General features: G+C 42.0%; 30 protein-coding genes. 13 read left to right on the top strand and 17 right to left on the bottom strand.

Annotated features, from left to right (window positions below):
- The first annotated feature begins 63 nt into the window (after nt 1-63).
- From PGW99_RS05095 to PGW99_RS05085, 3 genes are all read left to right on the top strand, one after another.
- Nucleotides 64-297, top strand: a complete 234-nt coding sequence (locus PGW99_RS05095) for a hypothetical protein (protein WP_273779119.1) — start codon at nt 64-66, stop codon at nt 295-297.
- Nucleotides 298-427: 130 nt separating this feature from the next.
- Nucleotides 428-802, top strand: a complete 375-nt coding sequence (locus PGW99_RS05090) for a DUF2750 domain-containing protein (RefSeq protein WP_273779118.1) — start codon at nt 428-430, stop codon at nt 800-802.
- A gap of 141 nt (nt 803-943) precedes the next feature.
- On the top strand, nt 944-1,375 hold the full coding sequence (locus PGW99_RS05085) for a CBS domain-containing protein (RefSeq protein ID WP_273779116.1): 432 nt from the start codon (nt 944-946) through the stop codon (nt 1,373-1,375).
- Nucleotides 1,376-1,430: 55 nt separating this feature from the next.
- On the opposite strand, the gene trpB is transcribed toward PGW99_RS05085, so the two are convergent.
- The 9 genes from trpB to PGW99_RS05040 form a co-directional block, all read right to left on the bottom strand.
- Nucleotides 1,431-2,636, bottom strand: a complete 1,206-nt coding sequence (trpB, locus tag PGW99_RS05080) for a tryptophan synthase subunit beta (protein WP_273779114.1) — start codon at nt 2,634-2,636, stop codon at nt 1,431-1,433.
- Between the two features lie 16 nt (nt 2,637-2,652).
- Nucleotides 2,653-3,840: a vWA domain-containing protein gene (locus PGW99_RS05075; RefSeq protein ID WP_273779112.1), complete on the bottom strand. Its 1,188-nt coding sequence runs from the start codon at nt 3,838-3,840 to the stop codon at nt 2,653-2,655.
- Between the two features lie 10 nt (nt 3,841-3,850).
- Entirely contained in the window at nt 3,851-4,702 is an 852-nt protein-coding gene (locus PGW99_RS05070; RefSeq protein WP_273779110.1) for an AAA family ATPase, read from the bottom strand.
- 14 nt (nt 4,703-4,716) lie between these two features.
- Complete coding sequence (locus PGW99_RS05065; RefSeq protein ID WP_273779108.1) at nt 4,717-5,118, bottom strand: hypothetical protein; 402 nt, start codon at nt 5,116-5,118, stop codon at nt 4,717-4,719.
- Nucleotides 5,108-5,419, bottom strand: coding sequence for a YcgL domain-containing protein (locus PGW99_RS05060; RefSeq protein WP_273779107.1), 312 nt, complete (start codon nt 5,417-5,419; stop codon nt 5,108-5,110). Before PGW99_RS05060 ends, PGW99_RS05065 begins: the two co-directional genes overlap by 11 nt.
- 114 nt (nt 5,420-5,533) lie before the next feature.
- Nucleotides 5,534-6,676, bottom strand: a complete 1,143-nt coding sequence (locus tag PGW99_RS05055) for a ribonuclease D (RefSeq protein WP_273779106.1) — start codon at nt 6,674-6,676, stop codon at nt 5,534-5,536.
- 373 nt (nt 6,677-7,049) lie between these two features.
- Nucleotides 7,050-7,646: a recombination mediator RecR gene (gene recR / locus PGW99_RS05050; protein WP_273779105.1), complete on the bottom strand. Its 597-nt coding sequence runs from the start codon at nt 7,644-7,646 to the stop codon at nt 7,050-7,052.
- 12 nt (nt 7,647-7,658) lie between these two features.
- Nucleotides 7,659-7,988: a YbaB/EbfC family nucleoid-associated protein gene (locus PGW99_RS05045; protein WP_273779104.1), complete on the bottom strand. Its 330-nt coding sequence runs from the start codon at nt 7,986-7,988 to the stop codon at nt 7,659-7,661.
- Nucleotides 7,989-8,014: 26 nt separating this feature from the next.
- A complete protein-coding gene (locus PGW99_RS05040; RefSeq protein ID WP_273779103.1) occupies nt 8,015-9,202 on the bottom strand; it encodes an O-succinylhomoserine sulfhydrylase in 1,188 nt (395 codons plus the stop codon).
- 411 nt (nt 9,203-9,613) lie between these two features.
- On the opposite strand from PGW99_RS05040, the gene PGW99_RS05035 reads away from it, so the two are divergent.
- From PGW99_RS05035 to PGW99_RS05020, 4 genes are all read left to right on the top strand, one after another.
- Entirely contained in the window at nt 9,614-10,486 is an 873-nt protein-coding gene (locus PGW99_RS05035) for an NAD(P)-dependent oxidoreductase (protein ID WP_273779102.1), read from the top strand.
- Nucleotides 10,487-10,568: 82 nt separating this feature from the next.
- A complete protein-coding gene (locus PGW99_RS05030) occupies nt 10,569-10,838 on the top strand; it encodes a YARHG domain-containing protein (protein WP_273779100.1) in 270 nt (89 codons plus the stop codon).
- Between the two features lie 22 nt (nt 10,839-10,860).
- Complete coding sequence (locus tag PGW99_RS05025; protein WP_273779099.1) at nt 10,861-11,274, top strand: HIT family protein; 414 nt, start codon at nt 10,861-10,863, stop codon at nt 11,272-11,274.
- Nucleotides 11,275-11,532: 258 nt separating this feature from the next.
- Nucleotides 11,533-12,651 (top strand): porin, encoded by a 1,119-nt coding sequence (locus tag PGW99_RS05020; protein ID WP_273779097.1) that lies wholly within the window; start codon nt 11,533-11,535, stop codon nt 12,649-12,651.
- 224 nt (nt 12,652-12,875) lie between these two features.
- Here PGW99_RS05020 and PGW99_RS05015 read toward each other — a convergent pair whose 3' ends face one another.
- Nucleotides 12,876-13,346: a DUF6231 family protein gene (locus PGW99_RS05015; protein WP_273779095.1), complete on the bottom strand. Its 471-nt coding sequence runs from the start codon at nt 13,344-13,346 to the stop codon at nt 12,876-12,878.
- A 36-nt stretch (nt 13,347-13,382) separates the two neighbouring features.
- Between PGW99_RS05015 and PGW99_RS05010 the strand changes: the two genes are divergently transcribed.
- Entirely contained in the window at nt 13,383-14,252 is an 870-nt protein-coding gene (locus PGW99_RS05010) for a DUF2797 domain-containing protein (RefSeq protein WP_273779094.1), read from the top strand.
- A gap of 68 nt (nt 14,253-14,320) precedes the next feature.
- On the opposite strand, the gene lpxB is transcribed toward PGW99_RS05010, so the two are convergent.
- Entirely contained in the window at nt 14,321-15,493 is a 1,173-nt protein-coding gene (gene lpxB / locus PGW99_RS05005; RefSeq protein ID WP_273779093.1) for a lipid-A-disaccharide synthase, read from the bottom strand.
- A gap of 239 nt (nt 15,494-15,732) precedes the next feature.
- On the opposite strand from lpxB, the gene PGW99_RS05000 reads away from it, so the two are divergent.
- The 3 genes from PGW99_RS05000 (at nt 15,733) to PGW99_RS04990 (ending at nt 18,412) form a co-directional block, all read left to right on the top strand.
- Entirely contained in the window at nt 15,733-16,614 is an 882-nt protein-coding gene (locus PGW99_RS05000; protein WP_273779092.1) for a sulfite exporter TauE/SafE family protein, read from the top strand.
- Nucleotides 16,615-16,740: 126 nt separating this feature from the next.
- Nucleotides 16,741-17,832 (top strand): 3-deoxy-7-phosphoheptulonate synthase, encoded by a 1,092-nt coding sequence (locus PGW99_RS04995; RefSeq protein ID WP_273779091.1) that lies wholly within the window; start codon nt 16,741-16,743, stop codon nt 17,830-17,832.
- Nucleotides 17,833-17,887: 55 nt separating this feature from the next.
- Nucleotides 17,888-18,412 carry a hypothetical protein gene (locus PGW99_RS04990; RefSeq protein WP_273779089.1) on the top strand — a complete coding sequence of 175 codons (525 nt, stop codon included), beginning with the start codon at nt 17,888-17,890 and terminating at the stop codon, nt 18,410-18,412.
- On the opposite strand, the gene ispF is transcribed toward PGW99_RS04990, so the two are convergent.
- Nucleotides 18,400-18,891, bottom strand: coding sequence for a 2-C-methyl-D-erythritol 2,4-cyclodiphosphate synthase (gene ispF, locus PGW99_RS04985; protein WP_273779087.1), 492 nt, complete (start codon nt 18,889-18,891; stop codon nt 18,400-18,402). The genes PGW99_RS04990 and ispF overlap by 13 nt on opposite strands.
- Nucleotides 18,892-18,996: 105 nt before the next feature.
- Here ispF and PGW99_RS04980 point away from each other — a divergent pair, with 105 nt between their 5' ends.
- On the top strand, nt 18,997-19,653 hold the full coding sequence (locus PGW99_RS04980; RefSeq protein ID WP_273779086.1) for an A1S_1983 family putative colistin resistance protein: 657 nt from the start codon (nt 18,997-18,999) through the stop codon (nt 19,651-19,653).
- A 54-nt stretch (nt 19,654-19,707) separates the two neighbouring features.
- Here PGW99_RS04980 and ispD read toward each other — a convergent pair whose 3' ends face one another.
- From ispD to PGW99_RS04955, 5 genes are read right to left on the bottom strand one after another with little or no spacing between them, the layout of a single operon-like run.
- Nucleotides 19,708-20,430: a 2-C-methyl-D-erythritol 4-phosphate cytidylyltransferase gene (ispD, locus tag PGW99_RS04975; protein WP_273779084.1), complete on the bottom strand. Its 723-nt coding sequence runs from the start codon at nt 20,428-20,430 to the stop codon at nt 19,708-19,710.
- The gene (gene ftsB / locus PGW99_RS04970; RefSeq protein ID WP_273779083.1) at nt 20,399-20,785 is read right to left on the bottom strand and encodes a cell division protein FtsB; all 387 of its coding nucleotides are present in this window, start codon (nt 20,783-20,785) and stop codon (nt 20,399-20,401) included. Before ftsB ends, ispD begins: the two co-directional genes overlap by 32 nt.
- 12 nt (nt 20,786-20,797) lie before the next feature.
- Nucleotides 20,798-22,087: a phosphopyruvate hydratase gene (eno, locus tag PGW99_RS04965; RefSeq protein WP_273779081.1), complete on the bottom strand. Its 1,290-nt coding sequence runs from the start codon at nt 22,085-22,087 to the stop codon at nt 20,798-20,800.
- A 45-nt stretch (nt 22,088-22,132) separates the two neighbouring features.
- Nucleotides 22,133-22,990 carry a 3-deoxy-8-phosphooctulonate synthase gene (kdsA, locus tag PGW99_RS04960; RefSeq protein ID WP_273779079.1) on the bottom strand — a complete coding sequence of 286 codons (858 nt, stop codon included), beginning with the start codon at nt 22,988-22,990 and terminating at the stop codon, nt 22,133-22,135.
- A 33-nt stretch (nt 22,991-23,023) separates the two neighbouring features.
- The gene (locus tag PGW99_RS04955; protein WP_273779078.1) at nt 23,024-24,658 is read right to left on the bottom strand and encodes a CTP synthase; all 1,635 of its coding nucleotides are present in this window, start codon (nt 24,656-24,658) and stop codon (nt 23,024-23,026) included.
- Between the two features lie 228 nt (nt 24,659-24,886).
- On the opposite strand from PGW99_RS04955, the gene PGW99_RS04950 reads away from it, so the two are divergent.
- A complete protein-coding gene (locus PGW99_RS04950; protein WP_273779074.1) occupies nt 24,887-25,273 on the top strand; it encodes an internalin in 387 nt (128 codons plus the stop codon).
- Nucleotides 25,274-25,315 lie beyond the last annotated feature (42 nt).

Raw genomic sequence — 25,315 nt, 5'->3', positions numbered from 1 at the left:
TAAATTAATATGAAGACCAAAAGGGTCTAAGCGTCGTAATCATAATTAGAATAAGGAGTTAATATGATTCAACACATCTCTCACCATGACTTAGAACATACTTACGCAACTGCAGTTAGTACGATTCAATCGCAAATGAATTTCCAAGATGCTGTAAAACAGTTGGAAGAAGCAGCACGTGCGGGTCATGGTAAAGCTGCACTATTCTTAGCTGAACTGTACTATCAAGGTTTTCGCGTTGAACGTGACTCGATGAAAGCACAATACTGGCAAAAGATGGCCACAATGAAAGCATAAAAAAACGTCACTTAGGTGGCGTTTTTTTATGGGAAAATTAATATTTACTTACGATTTTCAGCAAAGCTTACACGGTAATTTCATCTAATTTTTCTACAATAAGGCCAAGTTCAAATCGCACTAATGACTTATGCCTAAGTTCAAGCACCTATCCCCTGTTTCGCAAGAATTGATTCTCAAGATTTCCATCTTAAAAAGCATGATGTACTGTGGGGTCCTTTGGGGACTTTATCATCAGGGCTGGGCCATTAAATCAGACCAAGAGGGTTTTACTTTTCCTTTTTGGCTAAATGGCGTACAAGCTCACCGTTACGCTCAAATTCACTGGCCGAGCTACACTCCGCGCAAAATTACTCCGCATGATTTTCAGCAATCTTTGCTTCCCACCTTGTCTCGACTAAAAGTGACACCTGCCATTTTTAGCGCAAAAGGTCTCAAGCTGAAACTTTCAACCCAGCAGATGCGTCATTTCTTTTTTCAGGACTCGCTGTGGCAGGCTGCTTAATTCAAACCTAAAGTCCCCTTTTGTACAACCGATGGTTTTTTATTCAAAAATACGTGATAAGTGACTGAAAAGTATTTGCAATATTTATGAATCCCGCTACTTTAAAATAAAACCCTATAACAAGAGCAAGGATAACAAGACATGACCAATGTAGCACAAGTAATTCAACACAAAGCTGATCAACAGGTTTTTACCATTTCTCCAGACTCTACCGTGCTAGAAGCCATTTCGGTCATGGCAGATAAAGGCATTGGGGCTTTAGTGGTCACCGATGGAGATCGCATCGTCGGTATTCTCTCCGAACGAGATTACACACGTAAGATCGCGCTCATGGAGCGTTCTTCCTATAGCACGACTGTCAATGAAATTATGACCAGCAGCGTACTCACCGTGACCTTGTCACACACGGTGGAAGATTGTTTACAGCTGATTACGGATCGTCATTTACGTCATTTACCTGTAGTTGATCAAGATAAATTAGTGGGACTTGTATCGATTGGCGATTTAGTGAAAGCTACGATGGAAGACCAAAAAAAAATGATTCAGCAATTACGACAATATATTTCCGGTTAATCACAAATCTATTAAATCTAAGGCACTATCAAAATGCCTTAGATTTTTTGAGACCTTACAGACCTAATTTTTGCGCAACATAATCCGCATCTTTATCACCACGACCCGATAGATTCACCACAATTTTAATGTCTTTCGCCATTTTTGGCGCTTCACGTAAAGCCCACGCAACGGCGTGAGAACTCTCTAAAGCAGGAACAATTCCTTCAACACGAGACAAGGTCATAAAGGCATTCAGGCACTCTTCATCCGTTGCTGTAGTGTATTCCACGCGTCCGATATCTTTCAGGAAACTATGCTGAGGACCTACACCCGGATAATCGAGTCCTGAAGCAATCGAATGTACCGGTAAGGGTTCACCATGTTCATCTTCTAATACATAACACGCCATACCATGTAATTGACCTGGTTTACCCAAAGTGAGTGAAGCAGAGTGCATATCGGTATCCAAACCATGTCCTGCCGGCTCAACTCCCACTAATTTCACATCAGGCTCATTTAAGAATGCCGTAAATGCCCCCATGGCATTTGATCCACCACCGACACAGGCCACGACATAATCCGGATTCTGGCCAAAACGTTCGTTGGCTTGGACCTTAATTTCATCTCCAATAATGGATTGGAAGTCACGAACCATTTTCGGAAATGGATGCGGCCCCACCACTGAGCCAATTGCATAAATATAGTTCTTCGGGTCTTTCAGGTATTCTTCAAATGCACTATCTACCGCATCTTTCAGTGTTGCAGTACCACGGGTTACTGAAATCAGATTGGCACCCAGAATCTTCATTTTCACCACATTCGGGTGTTCTTTTTCGATATCCACTTGCCCCATATGAATTTCACAAGGGATACCTACCAATGCACACGCGGTTGCTAAGGCCACACCATGCTGTCCGGCACCAGTCTCGGCAATCACCTTACTTTTACCCATATATTTCGCCAATAGGGCTTCACCTAGACAGTGATTGATTTTATGTGCACCTGTATGGTTAAGATCTTCACGTTTCAGATAAATCTGAGCGCCACCGAGTTGATCTGATAAGCGTTTTGCATGAAACAATGGACTTGGTCGACCGACGTAATGGGCAAACAGGTCAGCAAGTTCCTGCTGAAATTCCGGCATATGACGGATTTCTTCATAGGCTTGATTGATGTCATCCATGGCCTCTTTTAAGTGAGGTGGAATAAACTGACCACCGTACTCACCAAAAAAACCTTCTTCGTTCGGCAAAGCGATACCATTGATTTGATGTTGCATATTCCCCCCTGAGAAATTAACGTGCTAAATAACGTGTCATATCCTCAATTCCACTCAAGGTCATGGGATACATATGATCTTCAAAAATCTGCTGAATCAGGCCAATCGTGCACGTATGAGACCAGTAATTTTTTGGTTCCGGATTTAGCCATGCAGTTTTGACAAAATGTTGCCGCAAGCGATGTAACCACATTTCACCAGATTCAGTATTCATATACTCGACCGAGCCACCTGCGACCAAGAGCTCATAAGGTGCCATACTGGCATCCCCTACGACAATCACCCGATAGTCTTGCCCATAAGTATGCAGTAAATCCCATGTATTCATACGCGTGCTGGAGCGACGTGTATTGTCTTTCCAGACATAATCATAGAGACAGTTATGTAAATAAAAATATTCCAGATGAGCAAACTCTGCTTTAGCTGCACTGAATAGTTGTTCACATTCAGCAATGTGCGCATCCATAGAACCACCGACGTCAAACAGCATCAATACTTTGATCCGGTTACGTCGTTGAGGCTGCATTTGCACTTGGAGCAATCCCTGTTTTGCAGTTTCCCGAATGGTATTCTCCAAATCAAATTCATCTGCTGCACCTTGCCGGGCAAATTTTCGCAAATGACGCAAGACTAACTGAATCTGACGTGAGCTCAGAATCTGTTCATCATCCAGATCCCGGTAACGTCGCTGCTCCCATACCTTGACTGCCGAACGCTTGCGTCCAGGGCCAGCGATGCGTACACCTTCAGGATGATCACCATAAGCACCAAAAGGCGATGTGCCCGCTGTGCCTATCATCCGGTTACCACCCAGATGTTTATGTTGCTGTTCACGCAGGCGCTGTTCCAACAGCTCTAGAAGACCTTGTAATGTATCTGCTTTGGCAAGAACTTGACGCTGATCCGCACTGAGCTGCTTTTCCGCCAACTCGAGATCAAACCATTCTGCTGGCAGCTGCTGTAACTGTTGCAAGAATTGCTCAGTATCCAGTGATGCCAAGCCATGAAAATAATCCTGCATAGCTCGGTCAAATTTATCGAAATACCGTTCATCCTTGACCAGAATCGTACGCGCCAATTGATAAAATTCATTCTGATTGGCAAAGACAACGCCGAGGTGAGTCGCTTGATTTAAATCGATAAGCTCACGTGTAGTCACCGGTACGCCATATTTGCGCAAGGTATAAAATAACCGTACAAACATGTGATAAGCTCTAACGTCGAGCTAAAAAAGCTAAACGTTCCAGCAGCTGTAGGTCCTGTTCATTCTTAATCAAGGCACCGTAGAGTGGTGGAATGACTTTGCTCTGATCATGTTGATGCAACACCTGTTCAGGCAATTCATCTGCCATAATGAGGGTCAACCAGTCAATCAGTTCTGAAGTAGAGGGCCGTTTCTTCAACCCTGGAATTTGGCGTAACTGAAAGAAGATTTGCAAAGCCTGTTGGAGCAAAGTTACCGAGATATGAGGGAAATGTAGCTCAACAATCTGACGCATCGTGGCTTCGTCAGGAAATTCAATGTAATGAAAAAAACAGCGACGCAAAAAGGCGTCAGGGAGCTGTTTCTCATTGTTAGAAGTAATAATCACAATGGGTCGGTGAATCGCCTGAATAGTTTCGCTGGTCTCATACACATAAAATGACATACGGTCGAGTTCGTGCAGCAAATCATTAGGAAATTCGATGTCCGCCTTATCAATTTCATCAATCAGCAATACACAGCGTTGCGGACTGGTAAATGCCTCCCATAGCTTGCCAGGTTTAATATAATTTTTAATTTCATGAACTTGTGCATGACCGAGCTGACTATCGCGCAATCGGGATACTGCATCATACTCATACAGCCCCTGCTGGGCTTTTGTAGTGGACTTGATATGCCAAGTTATCAATTTCAGTCCAAGACTTTTTGCGACTTGTTCCGCTAGTAAGGTTTTTCCGGTCCCCGGCTCACCTTTAATCAGTAAAGGTTTTTGCAATGTTCGTGCGGCTTTCACGGCCAGTTGAAGGCTGTCTGTTGCGATGTATTGGTCAGTTCCTGAAAATTGTTGTACATCTACAGACATATACTCACCTATTTTTAGAGTGGTGGAATTTTCTTTATAGCCTTGCGTGTCGCAGTATATTTAGACCAGTAATAGCCAAGCAACAAACCCAAACCGATTACAAACAAAATAACAGATAAGTTCAACCAGATCAGTAACGTTTGCTTGGTGACTACACCAAATAATAAACCAAAGATCGCAGGTGCGATCGCTGCATTATTGCCATCAGAGACTGTTGGTGTCAGCAAAATGGCGAATAACACGATCCAACTGATGCTACCCAAGGGTTGAGGTAAACGCTTAACAATCGCATACCAGCACCATAACAGGATCACTGATCCCATCAGATAGACCGTGACCGCGATACTATCCTCTGGGATAGTATCTAAGATGCCGGTCACACTTGCCCAGATGCCAGCAAATGAATCAAGCACCACGCAGACCCTCTGGCGCTACGGCGTTTGGATTAATCAAGCCTTCAGGTGGCAACTGGATAAAGAATCCTTTAGTCTGCAAAGAATCCATCACATGCAGTACATTGGCACGCGCCAGCTTGCGGCTCTCACTCAACTGTAAATGCATCACAAAACTGGCACGACCGAAGGCAGTGCGGATGGCTTCTGGTACAACATCACCAAATGGGTTGTCATGATCTACGTCCTCATTCGGGTGGTTCGGACGTGCAATGTAAATGTACATTTCATCTTTTTTGCTTGATCGATAAATATCACAATGCATTTTGGCTATACCAACTCATAAAACACTTGTCACAGCATACATGAAAAAAAAGCCCGAGACATTAGCCTTTGTGAACACAACTGTCACGTTTTTATTGGGCTTTTTAAAGAAATCCTATTCTGCCACTTGCATCTGTGTCGATAAATAATTTTCATCGGCATGTAAAATTTCAACAAGTGGTTTGGTCAACAAATCATAGCGCCAGCCGAGAAGATAATCCGGCAGGTCTTGCTCATCTCCGTGGAATACCACATGCTGATAGATGGCATTTAACCACTTTTTGCGCAATAGAACTTCTTTGGGCACCGTAATATCATCGCTGACCTGTTGTAATAGCAAATTGACTTTACTGCCCACATCCTGAGAAGAATGACGGATCGGCCGTGCCATACGCAATGGCCAATATTCAGCGTCAGGTAAAAATTTCAACAGATCCAGAATAGTTTTGCCATGTTCACGGATAATATTCGGACGAATATCTTTGACTTGCGATAATTGAAACTGATTACGCGGATTTTTTTCCACCAAATCAATCATGGTCGAGTTTTTCAGAATAAAGCTGCGCGGCTGATTCAAGGCTTTAACCATCTGCTCGCGCCAGACACTCAACTGTTGCAATTGCATCAATTGACGACGAGAATGTCGATAATTCCCAACATCTAAATATAAATCTTTTAATGGAGTTTCACTGGCAATTTCACGAGTCAAATTCGTGCAATCTTCCAATACAAAGTCATACAGCTGCTTGGAGATTAAATCCTGTTTGATCTTATCCGCGAGTTTCATCAGATAAAACACATCATTCGCAGCATAACTGAGCTGTTGTGCGGTTAAAGGTCGTGCCAGCCAATCTGAACGGGTCTGATCTTTATCAATTTCAATATCTAAAAACAGTTTCAGCGCATTTTGATAACTGATCTGCAGGCCATGCCCTAAAAAAGACATCCCCACTTGGGTATCAAACACATTATCGAGTTGCTTTTTTTGTGCATAATGATAGATGAGATCAATATCCTCACCACAAGCATGGAAAATATTCAATTTGGCCTGAAAAATTTTATCCCAGAGTTCAGTTAAATCGAGTGTGGTTCCATCAAGTAAGAAAATCTGTTCCGCAATATTAATTTGAAAAACCCCGAGTTTTGGCCATAAGGTGTCTACCTTAATAAATTCGGTATCAAGACCATAAATCGGGTATTGATCCATCAAAGACAATACTTCAGCAAGGTCACTCTGGTGTTGGACAAATCTAAACATAACGGTGCAAATCAAAAACGAGGAAAAACGCCCTCTTGGATGAGATAGTTATAACATTTAACTCTAATTTATTTCTAGTTTATCCATCAGAACCATCGATCCAGGAGATTATTAAGAAGATGAAAAATCTCATTTAACCAAAATTAAATCACCTTTTAAGTGATTGATTTATTGTTTATTTTATTCAGAAAGCAGGATTAATTCGAAAGACTTCAATTTAAATAAAAATGACTTCCAATCTCATAAAAGCACCATTCTTGTGCAAATAAAAGATCTCATTGGTTTATTTTTCTAATAAATTCATAGACTAACCAAACTATTTTTTGAATATATGTTCAATTTTTCCATTTTAGAATAAAGGCTAACCGAATGCTTATTTCATGCGCATTCGGTTGTGTACAGCCTGGCTGAGCGTATGACTATCGACATATTCCAGTTCTCCCCCTTGCGGAACACCCTGTGCAATTCGAGTCATGTGGACTGCCAAATGCTTGGTTGCTTCCACCAGATAATGTGCTGTTGCTTGCCCCTCAACCGTAGCATTGGTTGCCAAGATTACCTCTCGGATATTGCCTTGCGCCAATCGCTGAATCAGATAAGGAATACCAATTTCTTCTGGTCCAATTCCATCAAGTGGTGAAAGATGTCCACCAAGAACGTGATATTTACCTTTAAAGCTGCCACTCTGCTCAATCGCCATTACATCTGAGGGTGATTCAACCACACATAACAGCTGATCATCACGTTCTGGTGATGCACAAATGTCGCAAATCTCATGTTCGGTCAAAGAATGGCAAATCGAACACTCATGAATATACGATGTCGCTTCATTTAAAGCCTGTGCTAGCCCTACTGCACCTTCACGGTTTTTCATCAGTAAATGCAATGCCATGCGTTGTGCTGATTTAGGCCCAACGCTTGGCAAAATACGCAGTGCTTGTACAAGTTGATCAAAACGATCACTAAACACGTTACGTTATCCTTAGAATAAGCCAGCTAAACCAGGTGGCAAGCCCATACCGCTATTGGCCGCTTTCATTTTTTCATCTGCAATAAGCTCAACCTGACGCGAAGCATCATTGATCGCTGCAGCAATCAGATCCTCAATCATGTCTGGTTCATCCTGTAAAAGTTCAGGATTGATTTCAATACGCTTCACCACATAACGGCAGGTCATGGTCACTTTAACCAGACCACCACCGGCTTCAGCCTGAACTTCCGTTTGCGCAAGCTCTTCTTTGGCTTTTTTAACGTTGCTTTCCATTTCTTTTTGCATGCGCTGAGCTTGTTGCATCAACATATTAATGTTCATAATTTTCTCCGAACAAAATGATCCAATCAGATTAATGCTAAACCACGAGATAAATCGCGGATAATATCATCAATATCTTCAAGGCCAACCGAAACACGGATGAGACCTTCACGAATACCGGCTGCTTCTTTTGCCTCAGCGGAAAGTTTGCCATGGGTTGTGGTCGCCGGATGAGTAATGGTTGATTTCACATCACCCAAGTTACCAGTAATCGAAATAAATTGAGTATGATCAATCACGGTCCAAGCCCCTTCACGACCACCTTTCACCTCAAAAGAAACGATCCCACCAAAGCCATTTTGTTGTTTTGCCGCTAGTTCATGACCAATATGAGTTGGCAAACCAGCATAATAAACTTTTTCCACCTTATCATGCTGACTTAACCATTCTGCTAATTTTTGTGCGCTTTCAGAGTGGGCTTTCATGCGAAGCTTCAAGGTTTCCAGACCTTTTAAGAATACCCAGGCATTGAATGGACTCATTGAAGGTCCCAAAGTACGCACCATACCAAAGACTTCTTCAAGTAACTGATGTTTGCCGACAACGGCACCACCCAAAGCCCGACCTTGGCCATCTAAATATTTAGTTGCCGAGTAAATCACTAAATCCGCACCAAATTTTAGAGGTTGCTGCAAAATAGGTGTACAGAAACTGTTGTCAATTGCCAGCAAAGCACCGTTGGCATGAGCGACATCAGCTAAGGCCTGAATATCCGCAATTTCCGCTAGCGGATTCGATGGAGACTCAACAAAGAGTAATTTGGTCTCTGGACGAACCGCTTGTTTCCATGCCTCAACATCGGTTAAATCAACAAAATCAACTGCGACGCCAAATTTGGCAATATATTTTTCAAATAAAGAAACTGTCGAACCAAATACCGCACGTGAGCAAATGACATGGTCACCAGCTTTTAAATAAGCCATAGCCACTGCAAGAATCGCAGCCATCCCGGAACTGGTTGCAACGGCTCGCTCTGCACCTTCAAGTGCAGCAAGACGTTTTTCGAACATGGCTACAGTTGGATTAGTAAAACGCGAGTAGATGTTGCCAGGAACCTGACCAGAAAACTTGGCTGCAGCTTCCGCCGCATTGGCATACACAAAGGAAGATGTCAGGAAGATAGGTTCTCCATGCTCACCTTCAAAACTGCGGGTATGGCCGGTACGGATAGCTAAGGTATCGAGTTGATAATCAAAATCGTCTTGTTGGCTCATGTCTACTACTCTGATTCAGTCTGTAGGACTGCTGATATAAAAACTGCCAACATTTTGAGCGCCGGATGTATTGCAGGTCAAGGTAAAATATAAAAATATCGTCTAGACTGTGAACAACATAATTGCTTACAGAAATTTAAATTATCGAATCTGCTCAATCGACACGCTATCAGAACAAGAGTTACTCAAACCAGTTACCAGCGCCCACTAGGGATGAATGTAATGAATGCATTTATATAAAATAGAAAAGATTCGATATAGGTGGATATTATTTGGTTGATTTCTATTGATCAAAAAGTTAAATGTTTTATTTAATCTAATAGCACCAGTTTTATTTAAAATGCTGGGATTTAAATTTATTCCATCATTCCGAAGAATTACTTAACTTTTTATTACTGTGAGGGACCAGACATGATCCAATCTGTCGCATTTATTGGTTTAGGTGCCATGGGCTATCGTATGGCGGCACATTTACCTAAACATTTTAAACAGGTCTATGTCTGGAACCGTAACTTTGCCAAAGCTGAACAACATGCAGCTGAATACCCTACCCAGGCTGTACCACTCGAACAGGCCGTTCAAGCCGATGTGATTTTTTCCTGCTTGCCTACGAGTCAGGATGTTGAAGCATTAATCACGCCTTTAACCTTAAAAGCTGGCTCAATCTGGGTAGATTGCACCAGTGGTGTTCCTGAATCAGCCAGAAAACTCGCCTCACTTCTCAAAACCCAACAAGTGGATTTCCTTGATGCGCCTGTCAGCGGACAAACGATTGGTGCAGAAAATGCCACATTGACCTTTATGGTGGGTGGTAATGTTACAGCCTTCGAACGTGCTTTACCCGCAATGCAGGCAATGGGTAAGCTCATTCAGCATGTGGGTGAATCTGGCGCTGGATTTGCTGTCAAGGCTGTGAACAATATGCTAATGGCGGTAAATTTGTGCGCTGTTGCAGAAGGCTTCTCCACCTTAAAAGCCCATGGTGTCAGTTTAAACGCCGCATTAGAGTGTATTAATGCCTCGAGTGGTAAAAGTGCCGTGACCGAAAGTGTCTTTCCGCAGCGCGTACTGAACCGACAATTTCCTCTTACATTTGCGCTTTCTTTATTGGCAAAAGATACAGGAATTGCACAAGATCTGGTTCGCGAAGCAAGGCTATCGACCCCTGTGATCGGATTAACACACAGTCTTATTCAGGCTGCCAATTCACTCGCCGAAGAACCGGGTGATTTTTCTACTGCCATCAAAATGTATGAATCTTGGAGTAAAATTACATTGGAGTAATGATTCGCCATTGAAAATTGAATCATTCAACCTAATACTTAAAGTGTGCAGATGTGCACTGAAATATTTAGAGGATAGCCTCATGAATAAATTTGCTGTTGCGATGATTGCTGTTTTAGCCAGCATGACGGCATTTCTTAGCCAAGCCGCAACGCCGGAGCAAGAATGTCAAAAGCTCAAAGATGATTACAATATCATCTACGCCTCTAAAGGTTTCTGTTTTAAAGATCCTGAAGCGAAAGCAAAGTTTGGCAATGAAAACTGTTATACCAGTAAGCCAAAATTTACCGAGAAAGAGCAACGACGTCTTGACGAAATCAAAGCACGTCAGAAAGAATTGAACTGTAAGTAATCCAACTTTCTAGGAATTAATAATGGCATACGATGATCAAAATATTTTTGCAAGAATTATTCGCGGTGAACTCCCTGCCATCAAAGTATATGAAGATGAGCAGGTTCTTGCATTCATGGATATTATGCCACAAGCAGATGGGCATACCCTGATCATCCCTAAAACGCCAGCCATGACTTTGCTTGACCTACCCGCAGAGGCAGCAGCTTATACCATTCAAATCGTACAGCGAATTGCACAAGCCATTGAAACAGCCTTAGATGCGCAAGGCATTGTGTTGATGCAACTCTCTGGCTCAAGCGCCGGTCAAACTGTACCGCATGTACATTTCCATTTAATTCCAAGCTCGGTACATGAACTTGGTAAGCATGCTGCCCAAATGGGTGATCAAGATCGTATCAAGCAACTTGCTGAAAAAATTAAGGCTGCTCTATAATAATCAATTCTAAAAAGGGAGCTTGGGCTCCCTTTTTTTTATTAACAATAAATTCAAAAACTTAAGACGCTCCACTCATTCTTATTACAATTTATTACGTGTCATCAAACTGTCATACTTTTTTCACGTCTCTGTCACAAAGTTTACAGATACTGCATAGCAAGTTGGTGAGCTTATGTAACGTTTTGTACAAAAGCACACTATAAAAAGCATGAGCAAGGCAAATGCCATTTTAAAAAGTGTTTTGGAGAAATCTCAATGAAAAAATTGCTTCTAGCAGCTGCAGTTGCAACAGTGGGTATGAGTGCAGCACAAGCGGCACCAACTGTGTACGGTAAACTAAACGTTTCTTTAGACCAAGTTGAAAATAACGGTTTTTTAAAAGATGCTGATACTACTGAAGTAAACTCAAATGCTTCACGTCTTGGTGTTAAAGGTGAAGAGAAACTCACTGAGAAACTTGCTGCTGTTTACCAAGCAGAATGGGAAGTGTCTACAGATACTGGTACTTCTGTTGGTGATAACAAAGATTCTAAAGGCACAGACTGGAAAGCACGTAACCGCTTCCTAGGTCTTAAATGGGCTGGTATCGGTACTTTAAAAGCTGGTTATTATGATTCTTACTTCAAAACTGCTGCAGGTAATGCACAAGATATTTTTAACGATCACAACCACCTAGATATCACTAACATGATGTATGGTGAAGATCGTCTTAAAAATGCAATCGGTTTTGAAACTGACAAGAAATTGCTTGGCGGTGTTCAATTCAACATCATGGCTCAACAAGGCGAAGATTCTACCACCGATTATGCTTCTAAAGGCCAAGAAGGCAAACGTGATGGTTTCGGCGATTCTATCTCTACTTCTTTAACTTATGACAATAAAGACCTTGGCCTTGCTCTAGGTTTGGCTGGCAACTTCGGTGTAGAAGGTAAGTATGCGGGTGCTAAAATTGCTGGTTTTAGCGAAAAATATTATTCTGACGCTGTTCGTGTAACTGGTTCTTATGATTTTGGTAAGATCGGTGCAAACGGTTTAGTTCTTGGTGCCTTATTCCAACAAGCTGAACCTACTGATGAGGTAACTGGTGCAGAAGGTCTTAAAGAACAATCATGGTTAGTAGCTGCAACATATAAAGTTCCTAACACTGCATGGGCTCTTAAAGCTCAATACCAATCAGCTGAAACTTCTGCTGACTCTTTAGCTGACGATGTAACAATCGATCAATATGGTCTTGGTGTTGATTACAACCTAAACAAACAAACTCGTTTCTACGGTGTTGTTGCTCAACAAAAACTTGATGGTGTTGCAATCGACCCACTAACAGAAGACGATAAAAAAACTGTATTCGGTATCGGTATGGAATACAGCTTCTAATTTCATGATTAAACGTTGATTCAAAAATAAAAGGGCTTTATGCCCTTTTATTTTTTGTCATTTAAAAAATTAGAAATTTTCAACTTTGCTATATCGTACTAAAAATCCTTTCACCCTACCCTACACTTCATTCATGAACTGTTCAGGCTGCTAAATTTTGGATAACATTTTCCTGCATACAGGTAATCAATACCCGTATTTTACCCATCAGCGTTGAAGAAAATTTACCAGCGATACTTATCCCAATTTTCTGGATTTGCCCAGAATTTTGAGTTAAACCAGTCGGGTACATGCTTATAAGTCAGAATATTAAATTGCCACAAAGCAAAATCGCTGTCATGGGCAGTTTTATCAATCAGCTGGGTAAAACCCAGCGCACGCAGAAGTTTTTCATCCTGCAAGCTGCTTACCACAACAATACGTTTCGCCATTAAGTCACGCAACTTCACTAATAGTTGTGATTTATGTATATCCATCAAATCACGCGTATCTGTTGTATCAAAGAGCACAAATGCCAGATCATAACGTTGTGTAAAAGGCAGATTTAAAAAATCAGTTACGTTAAAATAATTCCATTGTATCGTCGAGTTTAGGTCATCCTGAGCTAAATTCTGGCCTATACATAATGCAGTTTGAATCGGCTGTTCTTTTGATAAATCGTCTAACATTGAAGTAATGACATTCAATTCAGCCATAACTGCATCCTTTTGATATGAAGAGAGTATTCACGTATGGAACTACAGGGCATTTGCCATAAAATGCATGCAGGTCTTAAAGACCTTAGTGTAACTGATCAACAGACTCGTAAGGCAAATGTTGAATACAAATTTATTCTGGACCGTTCAGAAATTAACCTTCCTTTTACCTTGGGTGAAGAATTGGAAATTGAATGGACCGGTAAAATTTTTTGTGTTTCCTGCGGTGCAAAAACCAGTAAGTCTTTTTCACAAGGACACTGTTTTAAATGTTTTAAAACCAAAGCATCCTGTGATCTTTGTATTATGAAGCCGGAAACCTGCCATTATCATTTAGGCACCTGCCGGGAAAATGATTTCGCCCATGAAGTGTGTTTTCAGCCGCATATTGTGTATCTCGCAAATTCGAGCGCCTTAAAAGTGGGCATTACCCGCCTCAGCCATATGCCAACGCGCTGGTTGGATCAGGGTGCTACCCAGGCCTTACCGATTTTAAAAGTCGGTTCCCGCCGTCTGTCTGGCCATCTTGAAACCTTATTCGGTACTCAGGTAGCTGACAAAACGGATTGGCGAAAACTACTTAAAGGTGAAGCTGAACCACTTGATCTGGTCAAAACACGGGATGAATTACTCGAAGAATTCGCACCAAAAATTCAGGCCATTCGAGAAAAATTCAATCAACAGCTTGAGTTTAATGAAACACTCGAATTTTTGGATCAGGAACTGGTGAACGAATTTGTTTATCCTGTTGTTCAATACCCAGACAAGATTAAATCTCACAATCTGGATAAAACCGCAAAAATCCGGGGGATCCTACAAGGGATTAAAGGCCAGTATTTAATTCTGGATACGGGCGTCATCAATATCCGTAAATATTCAGGTTATGAAATTATTTTAAGAAGTTAAACCTTTCAACTCATTGGAAACTCAATCAAAGCCAGATTCTTGCCTTTGCAGGAATCCGGCTATCGTTGTTATACCAGAAGCTGCGTAATCGCTTGAACAGGATCTTCTGTATTATCTGAAAGCAAGCGTTTATGCATACTTATATGTTGCATCACCTGAATTTGGGCAATTTCTATATCCATCAGTCTTTCCAGCTCAGCAGCTAAACGTTCTGGAGTCGCATCCTGTTGAATTAATTCCTCAATAACTTTCTTACCAGCAATGATATTAGGTAAAGAATAATAAGGGATTTTCACCAAAAAACGTGCAATCCGATAAGTTAGCCAATTCAGTTTATAGAAAGTCACCATTGGGCGATGTAACAACATGGCTTCCAGCGTTGCCGTTCCAGAAGCCAAAGCAATGATATTACTTGCCCCCATAACCAGACGTCCAATTTTTGATTCGGTTCCTGTATTATCCATGACCTTGACCTGATGGGTAAAATCAGCTGGATAATTCATGAGAATTTGTGTGATCTGCTGCTTACGGGCTTCATTAATCGCCGGAACCAAGAACTCAATCTGTGGGTATTTCGTGTGTAACTGCTGTGCAGCAGAAAATACTAGCGGTGCCAAACGTTCTACCTCTCCCCGACGGCTTCCCGGCAGTAAAGCAATATACTGTTTTTGCGGATCAAGATTTAATTGCTGCCGTGCCTGTTGCATCGGGTTATCTAGAGGCAACTGGTTAGCCAAAGGATGACCAACAAAAGCGGCTGCGACCTGATAGCGCTCATAAAATGCTTTTTCAAAGGGTAACAAGCAAAGCACTAAGTCTACACTTTGTTTAATGCCATGCACACGACCCTGCCGCCATGCCCAAACCGAAGGACTGACATATTGTACGGTTTTGATCGGTAACTGTTTTTGCTTCAGGCTGTTAGATAAACGTAAATTAAAATCGGGCGCGTCAATCCCAATAAATACATCCACTGGCTGTTCAGACCAACGCTGTACCAAGCCATCTCGTACTGCAAATAATTTTTTCAGATCTTTAAGCACTTCAACAATCCCCATGACCGATAAAACATCCATGGGATAATAACTGTCAAATCCTTCTGCGATCATTTGTGGGCCACCAATCCCCCCAAATTCAGCATCAATGCCCTGCTCACGAAAACGACGAATCAGTTGTGCGCCCAAAGTATCTCCAGAAACTTCTCCGACCACTATGCCAATTTTAAGTTTTCGATTTTGCAAAATTTTTTCCTCATTGGTGATTTTTTCAATTTTAGCACAATGACTCTGTAAATCTGCGCTCATACGGTTTTTATTCTAAAGCCATCCAATTCTTTCTACTTATGTACTAAGTTCCACTTTTCACCTGTGAATTTACGCGTCTAAATCAGTTTTTGAGATAAGCAATGCAATAATCATCACAACCACTAAGTTATAAAAGTCATAAGATATGCTCGTTTCCTGATATTTGGCATTGTTTCATGTTTGGTCCTATCGAATTTATCTTAGCAGGCGTATTGGTTGGTTTTTGTGTAGGGATTACCGGGGTTGGTGGTGGTTCGCTCATGACACCCATCTTGATTAGCCTGTTTAAGATCGAACCACACATCGCGATTGGTACAGATTTATTGTATGCCTCGATCTCTAAATTCTGTGGCTCTGTAGTCCATGCCCGCAAACTGAATATTGTATGGCCGATTGTCATCTGGCTAGCACTGGGAAGTATTCCCGCTTCTTTTGCTACGCATTGGGTACTTGATAATTATCTCAGCCAGTCCACACACTATAAAGCGGTGTTAACCATGGTGCTGGGTTTCATGCTGACGCTTACCGGTGTGTCAATTATCTTCCGCAGCCAAATTGAACGATTCTTTAACCGTTTTCGCAAACTGGATGTGTCAACCACGACAGAACTGCAACCTGAAGCCATCAAGGCCAAACGCTTTTATATCCTGATCATGGGTGTGGTTCTGGGCGTATTCGTCACCCTGTCTTCAGTCGGTGCCGGTGCTTTTGGTATCATGGCGCTGATCCTGATGTTCCCGAATCTGCCGATGATCCGCATCATTGGTTCTGACGTGGTTCATGCTGTCTTGCTAACACTGGTTGCAGGTTTGGGACACATGAGCTCGGGGAATGTCGATTTCCATCTGCTCGGCTGGTTGTTGGCTGGCTCGATTCCTGCCATTGTGATCGGCACACTGATCAGCTCACATTTACCTGAACGAATGATTCGTAAAATTCTAGGTATTACCCTGTTCGCTCTAGGTGTCAATTTCATGCTCAATCCGGTAAAAGCGAAACCCGTCCAGAAACCACAAACGGCTATGGTTGTAACTGTAGAAAAATCATCCATTGTTTAATCTATGCCACGGATTCATTGGTTCTTTTCAACGCTTTATTACGCTTTTGTATAGTAACTCGATGATTAATTCGTGGTATATTCAGATGAATAGAACAACTTTTGTATGATCAATCCAGTGACAGCAATGAATACACTACAGTCAAAGCCAATTACACAATCTGATATCGATGATGTGAATGTACAAAGCATTCAGCCCCTTGTAACACCAGCACAACTGAAAGCTGAACTACCTTTGACTGAAACCGCTTATCAAACCGTATTGAAAGGCCGTGAAACCATTCGCAATATTCTTGATGGCAAGGATAAACGTTTGTTTGTGGTGATTGGTCCATGTTCGATTCACGATACAACTGCCGCACATGAATATGCAGATCGTCTTAAAGTACTCAGTGAAAAAGTCAAAGATTCTCTTTATATCGTGATGCGTGTTTATTTTGAAAAACCACGTACAACAGTGGGCTGGAAAGGTCTGATCAATGACCCGGATATGAATGACTCATTCAATATCGAAAAAGGTCTACGTATTGGCCGTAAGCTATTGCTCGAACTCAATGAAAAAGGTCTACCATGTGCAACGGAAGCCCTTGATCCAAACTCACCTCAGTATTATCAAGACCTCATATCTTGGTCAGCCATTGGTGCACGTACCACAGAGAGCCAAACACACCGTGAAATGTCCTCTGGCCTTTCTTCTCCGGTAGGTTTCAAAAATGGTACAGATGGTGGTCTGACTGTTGCAACCAATGCAATGCAATCTGTGAAACATGGTCATAGCTTCTTAGGTCTGAATGAAGATGGTCAAGTTTCTGTGATTCGTACCAAAGGCAACCCATACGCACACGTTGTATTACGTGGCGGTAACGGTAAACCAAACTATGATGCAGGCTCTGTTGCTGAAGCTGAAAATGCATTAGCCAAAGCAAAAGTTAGTAACAAGATCATGATTGATGCCAGCCATGCCAATTCCAACAAAGATCCATTCTTACAGCCGTTGGTGTTACGTAATGTAACGCAACAGATTCTAGAGGGTAACAAATCAATTGTTGGTTTGATGGTAGAAAGTCATTTGAAAGGTGGACGTCAGGATATTCCCGCAAACTTATGCGATCTTGAATATGGAAAATCAGTGACAGATGGCTGTATCGACTGGGAAACTACAGAACAGACCCTGCTCGAAATGCATGAAGCATTGAAAGACGTGTTACCAAACCGTTAATCAAGAAAACGCCATCTTTTAGATGGCGTTTTTTAATAACCTAAAGGAACCAGCCATGACTGACCTTGAATATACCTTAAGCCAGATTCCGCACTTTGATTATGTCCATGAACATTTATTTTGTTCAGGACAACCTTCTGCCGAACAGCTGCAGCTTATCAAGGAATATGGCTGTTCTACCATTATTAACCTTGCATTGAGTAATGCCCCAACCAGCCTTGCACATGAAGATCAGATCTGCTTAGAACTTGATTTAAATTACATTCATATCCCGCTAAATCTTGAGCGTCCTTCTGCTGATCAAGCTATTTTAGTCTTGGAACTGCTTGATCATTTAGTACAGCAACAAACTGTCTGGCTACACTGTGGTAACAATCAGCAATGCAGCAGCCTAATCTATTTATATCGCCTATACTATATGAATATGGATATGGCGACTGCTCAAGACCATCTGCATAAAATCTGGGAACCTAACGATACCTGGACTGGCTTGATTCATGCTGTCAGCATGCAACTCCAGGGGCGTAAAGCCACACTAGAGTTACAACAAGCTTTAGTCACTGAGCATCATTTTGCTTGATGACTAATGAGTACCGTTGCTGTTGCTAAAATACCTTCCTGACGGCCGGTAAAACCTAATTTCTCGGTGGTGGTGGCTTTAATACTGATTTGTGTTACATCGACATCCAACACATCCGCGATGCTTTGACGCATCTGTAAATTATATTTCGCCAGCTTAGGTCGCTCACAGGCAACGGTGATATCCGCATTATTGAGTACATAGCCCCGATCTAAAACCAGTTGATATACCTTTTTTAATAGTACTCTGCTGTCTGCGCCTTTAAATTCGGGATCTGTGTCCGGAAAATGTTGTCCAATATCCCCTAAGGCCAATGCACCCAACAAAGCATCACATAAGGCATGTAACACCACATCTCCATCCGAATGAGCTTTTAAACCATAGGTATGTGGAATCTGCACCCCTGCCAATGTGACAAATTCTCCCTGTTCAAAGGCATGCACATCCATTCCCTGACCAATACGCATTTGTAGCATCATTTGCCGCCTCCAGACCTTTAGAAATAAACTTGCAAAATGTTGTATTCACGCTTTCACTTTCGCTATAGTTACAGCAGCGTTATATCAATGAAAGTATAAGCGATCATGCGATCAAATACAGAACTTCATCATGGTAACATTTTGAAATTATTACTACTAGCAAGCGGTCTGATCACTTCAGCGGCTCATGCGGATCGTATCATTGCCTGTCATCACGACCAGCTTTCTGCAGGGATCAAAAAAATATGTTCCACACACTTTGATCAACAACGTAACGAACTGAACAATAAGACCCTCAGTGCATACCTGATCAGTGATGCACCGATGCAATTATTACAGGACACACAACAGTTGTGGCTACAACGTCTTACCGAATGCAAAAGTAGAAACTGTATAGAACAACAGTTCGAACAGCGTTTCTTTGATTTAGATCTCTATACTTCAATGAAGCAAAGTTTAACCCAACATTACATTAAGTTTGAAAATGGGAAAATAGCAACACAACCCGTGCATTTTAAAATTCATCAACTCAGTAAAGACCGAATTAAAATTGAAGGGATTGCTTACCGGAATCCGAATAATCGTACAGAACGCCAGATTTATCCTTTTTTGGCCTATACCACACCTGAACAAAAACAACATATTACTGATAATGAGCACAATTGCAGCTATCAGTTTGATTATCAAAAAGCTTTATTAAAAATCACAACGCAACAAAAAGGTTGCGAACGCTTTACCGGCCTGTATCGTTTATATGATTGACACATCACAAATCGGCATTTTTATTTTCTAGAAATACTATAAAACACAGCACCTTCAAACTGATTTTTGTTGAGATTGCAGAATTAATCTTGCCAGTTCCAGATCTTCAGGATAAGTAATCTTGATATTATCCGAACGTCCAGTCACCACGTGTACTGTTGCACCAATGTACTCGAGTGCACTCGCTTCATCCGTAATCATCACATGATCATGCAAAGCCTGCTCTATGGCATGCTTTAGCATACCTAGCTGAGCAATTTGCGGTGTTTGTGCCTGCCAGAGCTGCTCACGACTGACCGTTGTTTTAACCTTTTGTGTCTGATCTACATATTTCAGGGTGTCTCGCACCGGAATCGCAAGAATTGCACTGGTTTTATGGGTTATAGCATACTCAAGTAAAGCCAGAAGGTTCTCTACAGCTACACATGGACGGGCAGCATCATGAACCAATACCCAATCTTCGGGATGGGCGATTTGTGACAGATAGTTCAGCGCATTAAGCACGGAGTTCACACGTTCCACACCACCCTGACAAAAATGGGCTTTTTCAATTGCTCGAAAAGGCAATTTCTGTGCAATATCGTCCTGTGCACCAATCGCCAGAACATAACCCGTGAGAGGTAAATCATTTAAACGCTGGATTGTATGCTCAAGAACAGTTTTTTCTTCAATGATTTGATATTGTTTTAATTCAGTTTGAGAAAACCGACTACCAGAACCTGCAGCGGGAACAATCGCCCATAACTTAAGGGATTCGAGGGTCTGCAGGTGTTTCATTGGTGGTTAAATCTACTTTTGCGTTTGGATTGATATAAATCGGTTTGTAATGGGTACTAATGGTACTCATTTGAATAAATGTTTCATGAGGCTTGATCAGACCGAGGTCTAAACGTGCATGTTCTTCAATCGCTTCAATGCCATTTTTCAAGTCATACACTTCTGCCGCCAGAATACGGTTACGTTCTTTTAATTCTTTATTTACTTCAACTTGCTGTTGAATCTGTTGAGTAAGTGTTTGGTGATCGTGATAGCCACCCTCACCAAACCAGAACAAATACTGAAACCCTGCTATCAAAACGATAGCAAGGATCAGTACTGCTTTACTCGAAGTTGATCGAAAAACTTCTTTCATAAATAACAAAGATTAATTCAAACCTTTGAATTCAGCACGACCACGGTAAACCGCTTTGGTCAACTCTTCAATACGAAGCAATTGGTTATACTTCGATACGCGGTCTGAACGGCAAAGTGAACCGGTTTTGATTTGACCTGCTGCTGTACCTACTGCAAGATCCGCAATGGTTGAATCTTCAGTTTCACCAGAACGGTGAGAAATGACAGTGGTGTAACCATTTGCTTTAGCAAGATAGATTGCATCCAAAGTCTCAGTCAAAGTGCCAATCTGGTTGTATTTGATCAGAATCGAGTTTGCAACTTTCTCATCAATACCACGTTGCAAAATCTTAGGATTGGTTACGAATAAATCGTCGCCTACCAACTGGATTTTGTCACCTAAGATTGAAGTCAGGTAAGACCAGCCTTCCCAATCAGACTCATCCAGACCATCTTCAATCGAAATGATTGGATATTGTTTGACCAGACCTGCAAGGTAGTCGGCAAACTGATTGCTGGTAAATGCTTTGTTGCCTTCACCTTCCAGAATGTACTGACCATTTTTGTAGAATTCTGAAGATGCACAGTCAAGTGCAAGCATGATGTCAGAACCCGCTTTATAGCCAGTCTGTTCAATGGCTTGAAGAATCACAGTGATCGCTTCTTCATTAGAGCGAAGGTTTGGCGCAAAACCACCTTCATCACCTACGGCAGTGTTTAAACCTTTTTGGTTAAGTACAGATTTTAGTGAGTGGAAAATTTCAGCACCCGCACGTAACGCTTCAGAGAATGAAGTGAAGCCCACTGGCTCAATCATAAACTCTTGAATATCAACATTGTTGTCTGCGTGTGAACCACCATTCAAGATGTTCATCATTGGTACTGGCATAGACAAAGTCTGTTGACCACGCAAGTTGGCGATGTACTGGAATAGAGGAAGTTTTTGTTCAGTTGCAGCAGCGCGTGCAGCAGCCAAAGACACTGCTAAAGTTGCGTTTGCACCCAACTTCGCTTTGTTTTCAGTACCATCAAGTGCGATCATTTTGTCGTCAAGTGCTTTTTGTTCAAAAACATTTTGACCCACAAGCAACTCATGGATTTGGCTATTGACGTTTTGTACCGCAGTGCGAACGCCTTTACCTAAGTAACGTGATTTGTCACCGTCACGAAGTTCTAAAGCTTCACGAGAACCAGTTGAAGCACCAGATGGTGCACATGCACGGCCAACAACGCCAGATTCCAAAATTACATCTGCTTCGATGGTTGGGTTACCACGAGAGTCCAAAATTTCACGTGCACGAATGTCAACGATTTGGCTCATGAACAATTCCTCAGTTGAATGAATAACAAGATACGAACACCCGTATCAATGAGTATCTAACTTTTTGAATCCTTTGACTAAAGTATCCAATTCTTTTAATTGTGCCAAGAATGGCTCAAGCTGTGATAAACGTAAAGCACATGGACCATCACACTTTGCCTGATCTGGATCTGGGTGCGCTTCTAGGAATAAACCCGCCAAGCCAGTCGCCATACCCGCACGTGCCAAAGTCGTGATCTGCGCACGACGACCGCCCGCTGAATCCGCACGGCCACCTGGTGTCTGTAGTGAATGGGTGACATCAAAGAACACCGGAACATTCATTTCCTTCATGATGTCGAAACCCAACATGTCAACGACCAGGTTGTTATAACCGAATGCTGAACCGCGCTCACACAAAATCAGCTTATCATTACCCGCTTCTAAACATTTGTTCAGAATATGGCGCATTTCATGGGGTGCAAGAAATTGGGCTTTCTTGATATTGATGATCGCATCAGTTTTCGCCATCGCTTCAACCAGATCGGTCTGACGACTTAAAAACGCTGGTAACTGGATAATATCGGCAACTTCAGCCACGGGTGCCGCTTGATACGGCTCATGTACATCCGTGATGATCGGCACATTAAAATGTTTTTTAATGTCAGCTAACCACTCGATGCCTTTTTCCAGACCTGGCCCCCGGAAAGAATACAGGCTTGAACGATTGGCTTTATCAAAGCTTGCCTTGAATACATACGGGATCTCTAAACGCTTACAGATCTCCACATAAGTTTCTGCAATTTCAAAAGCTAAGTCTTTCGACTCCAATACGTTCATGCCGCCGAATAGTACAAATGGCAAATGATTTGCCATTTGTATATCGCCTAAACGTACAATTTCTTGTGGTTTTAATTGTGACATTTAAACTTTCCTAGTTTATCCCTAGTTTTTTAATTACTTCTGATGCTGCTGTTTAGCTGCCGCAATAAAGCTAGCAAATAACGGATGACCTTCACGTGGCGAACTGGTGAATTCCGGGTGGAATTGTACCGCGATAAACCAAGGATGATCAGCAATCTCAACCGTTTCTACCAAATGTTGTGCAGTTGAATAACCCGAGATTTTCATTCCTGCTTGTTCAATTGGTGCAATAAAGCGATCGTTCATTTCATAACGATGGCGATGACGTTCGGTAATTTCTGCTGCACCATAAATTTCACGAATCTTGGTACCTGCAACCAATTCTGATTTTTGTGCACCTAAACGCATGGTTCCACCCAAATCTGAATCAACACTACGATGCTGTAATTCACCGCGCTCATCTAACCATTCAGTAATCAAACCAATCAATGGGAATTTTGTAGAGCGATTAAATTCGGTTGAAGTCGCTTCTGGCATACCCGCTACATTGCGTGCGTATTCGATTACAGCAAGCTGCATCCCTAAGCAAATACCAAAGAATGGAATTTTATTTTCGCGAGCATAGCGAATCGCAGTCATCTTACCTTCAGTACCACGCTCACCGAATCCACCTGGAACTAGAATCGCATCTGCTTCAGCAAGAACCTGATTGACATCTTCAGATTCCAAACGTTCCGCATCTACATAATCAATCTGGACTTTTACACGGTTTTTAATACCTGCGTGTAACAAGGCTTCATTGACAGATTTATAGGCATCTGGCAGTTCAACATATTTACCCACCATTGCGACACGAACGGTAAATTCAGGGTTCAGCAACGCTTCAACCACATTATCCCAATCGGTTAGATCCGCTTCTGGCAAATCCGTATAACCAAAACGCTCGCAGATAAAGTCATCGACATCCTGTTCATAGAATGTACGTGGAATTTGATAAATGGTTTTGGCATCTTTACATACCACAACTGCACGTGCTTCTACGTTAGTAAAGAGTGCAATCTTGCGGGTGGTATCGGCATCAACATCATGCTCGGTACGGCAGATCAGAATGTCTGGCTGAATACCAATCGACAGCAATTCTTTCACCGAATGCTGTGTTGGCTTGGTTTTGAGTTCAGCAGCAGACTTAATATATGGTAACAAGGTTAAATGCATGAGCATTGAACGCTTGTGGCCCAATTCAACTAAAAGTTGGCGTACAGACTCCATGAAAGGCAGAGATTCGATATCACCTACTGTTCCGCCAATTTCAACGATCGCAACATCGTAACCTTCGCCGGCACGTAGTACACGTTCTTTAATATTGTCTGTGATGTGTGGAATAACCTGAACAGTACCACCAAGATAGTCACCACGACGCTCTTTGTTCAGTACATCCTGGTAAACACGACCAGAAGTGAAGTTGTTGAGCTTGGTCATTTTTGCGCGACGCAAGAAACGCTCGTAATAACCCAAATCTAGGTCAGTTTCAGCACCATCCTCTGTGACAAAAACTTCACCATGTTGGAATGGGCTCATCGTGCCTGGATCGACATTAATATATGGATCCATTTTCACCATGGTCACTTTTAAACCACGAGCTTCTAAAAGTGCAGCAACTGAAGCAGCTGAAATACCTTTACCTAGTGATGAAACCACACCACCAGTCACGAAAATAAAATGGGTCATTGAGTTTCTCGTACAATCGAGCCTAAATCGGCATGCAATGCTGGGCAATTTTACTTTACTCTGCACCTATAAAGCAAAGTCAATCCGCATCAATTCATGGAACAATAAACAATTGGCTATTCTATCAGCATTTTTTATAAAAATTTAGCGCCTCATATGATGATTTTTATCGGGCGTTTTATTGTTATAATGGTGCCACTTCTATATACAGCTGAATTTTGTGTGACGATGAACAAGAAACTTTTAATCTGTGGCTTAATCGCGACTGGTCTGGCACTCAGCGCATGTGTAAAAAAAGAAACTCCTCAGGAAGATGAAAAAACTCAGAGCGAAACTGAGCAGCAAGTCACCTCTGAAGTTGAGTTTAAACCTCTAGACAATACACAAGCCGCATCTGAAGCCAAAACTGTCACCATCATTCGTGAAGAAACCAAAAACACCACGACTGAAATTCGCCGCGAGGTTCGCGAACAGCCAGCCGAGAGTAAAAACACGAATAAAACTGAGAATGATACTGCCCAAAGCAGTACACCTAAATCGAAAGATGAACCGCAAACTGAAGAAGATGCAGTTGCTGCTGCTATTGCTGCTGCTTCACCTGCATTGGAAAAGTAAGTCCAGTCTTCTGTTCCTGTTAAAAAGCCCAGTGAAACAACT

It is taken from the genome of Acinetobacter sp. GSS19 (genome assembly GCF_028621895.1).
Lineage (GTDB): Bacteria > Pseudomonadota > Gammaproteobacteria > Pseudomonadales > Moraxellaceae > Acinetobacter.
Note: the sequence above shows the minus strand (reverse complement) of the source record. Positions and strands in the feature narration are given on the sequence as shown.

Bases quoted from the DNA above. Each gene is read 5' to 3' on its own strand.
- PGW99_RS05095 (WP_273779119.1), top strand. From the start codon at position 64: ATGATTCAACACATCTCTCACCATGACTTAGAACATACTTACGCAACT.
- PGW99_RS05090 (WP_273779118.1), top strand. From the start codon at position 428: ATGCCTAAGTTCAAGCACCTATCCCCTGTTTCGCAAGAATTGATTCTC.
- PGW99_RS05085 (WP_273779116.1), top strand. From the start codon at position 944: ATGACCAATGTAGCACAAGTAATTCAACACAAAGCTGATCAACAGGTT.
- trpB (WP_273779114.1), bottom strand. From the start codon at position 2,636: ATGCAACATCAAATCAATGGTATCGCTTTGCCGAACGAAGAAGGTTTT.
- PGW99_RS05075 (WP_273779112.1), bottom strand. From the start codon at position 3,840: ATGTTTGTACGGTTATTTTATACCTTGCGCAAATATGGCGTACCGGTG.
- PGW99_RS05070 (WP_273779110.1), bottom strand. From the start codon at position 4,702: ATGTCTGTAGATGTACAACAATTTTCAGGAACTGACCAATACATCGCA.
- PGW99_RS05060 (WP_273779107.1), bottom strand. From the start codon at position 5,419: ATGCATTGTGATATTTATCGATCAAGCAAAAAAGATGAAATGTACATT.
- PGW99_RS05055 (WP_273779106.1), bottom strand. From the start codon at position 6,676: ATGTTTAGATTTGTCCAACACCAGAGTGACCTTGCTGAAGTATTGTCT.
- PGW99_RS05045 (WP_273779104.1), bottom strand. From the start codon at position 7,988: ATGAACATTAATATGTTGATGCAACAAGCTCAGCGCATGCAAAAAGAA.
- PGW99_RS05040 (WP_273779103.1), bottom strand. From the start codon at position 9,202: ATGAGCCAACAAGACGATTTTGATTATCAACTCGATACCTTAGCTATC.
- PGW99_RS05035 (WP_273779102.1), top strand. From the start codon at position 9,614: ATGATCCAATCTGTCGCATTTATTGGTTTAGGTGCCATGGGCTATCGT.
- PGW99_RS05030 (WP_273779100.1), top strand. From the start codon at position 10,569: ATGAATAAATTTGCTGTTGCGATGATTGCTGTTTTAGCCAGCATGACG.
- PGW99_RS05025 (WP_273779099.1), top strand. From the start codon at position 10,861: ATGGCATACGATGATCAAAATATTTTTGCAAGAATTATTCGCGGTGAA.
- PGW99_RS05020 (WP_273779097.1), top strand. From the start codon at position 11,533: ATGAAAAAATTGCTTCTAGCAGCTGCAGTTGCAACAGTGGGTATGAGT.
- PGW99_RS05015 (WP_273779095.1), bottom strand. From the start codon at position 13,346: ATGGCTGAATTGAATGTCATTACTTCAATGTTAGACGATTTATCAAAA.
- PGW99_RS05010 (WP_273779094.1), top strand. From the start codon at position 13,383: ATGGAACTACAGGGCATTTGCCATAAAATGCATGCAGGTCTTAAAGAC.
- PGW99_RS05000 (WP_273779092.1), top strand. From the start codon at position 15,733: ATGTTTGGTCCTATCGAATTTATCTTAGCAGGCGTATTGGTTGGTTTT.
- PGW99_RS04995 (WP_273779091.1), top strand. From the start codon at position 16,741: ATGAATACACTACAGTCAAAGCCAATTACACAATCTGATATCGATGAT.
- PGW99_RS04990 (WP_273779089.1), top strand. From the start codon at position 17,888: ATGACTGACCTTGAATATACCTTAAGCCAGATTCCGCACTTTGATTAT.
- ispF (WP_273779087.1), bottom strand. From the start codon at position 18,891: ATGATGCTACAAATGCGTATTGGTCAGGGAATGGATGTGCATGCCTTT.
- PGW99_RS04980 (WP_273779086.1), top strand. From the start codon at position 18,997: ATGCGATCAAATACAGAACTTCATCATGGTAACATTTTGAAATTATTA.
- ispD (WP_273779084.1), bottom strand. From the start codon at position 20,430: ATGAAACACCTGCAGACCCTCGAATCCCTTAAGTTATGGGCGATTGTT.
- ftsB (WP_273779083.1), bottom strand. From the start codon at position 20,785: ATGAAAGAAGTTTTTCGATCAACTTCGAGTAAAGCAGTACTGATCCTT.
- eno (WP_273779081.1), bottom strand. From the start codon at position 22,087: ATGAGCCAAATCGTTGACATTCGTGCACGTGAAATTTTGGACTCTCGT.
- kdsA (WP_273779079.1), bottom strand. From the start codon at position 22,990: ATGTCACAATTAAAACCACAAGAAATTGTACGTTTAGGCGATATACAA.
- PGW99_RS04955 (WP_273779078.1), bottom strand. From the start codon at position 24,658: ATGACCCATTTTATTTTCGTGACTGGTGGTGTGGTTTCATCACTAGGT.
- PGW99_RS04950 (WP_273779074.1), top strand. From the start codon at position 24,887: ATGAACAAGAAACTTTTAATCTGTGGCTTAATCGCGACTGGTCTGGCA.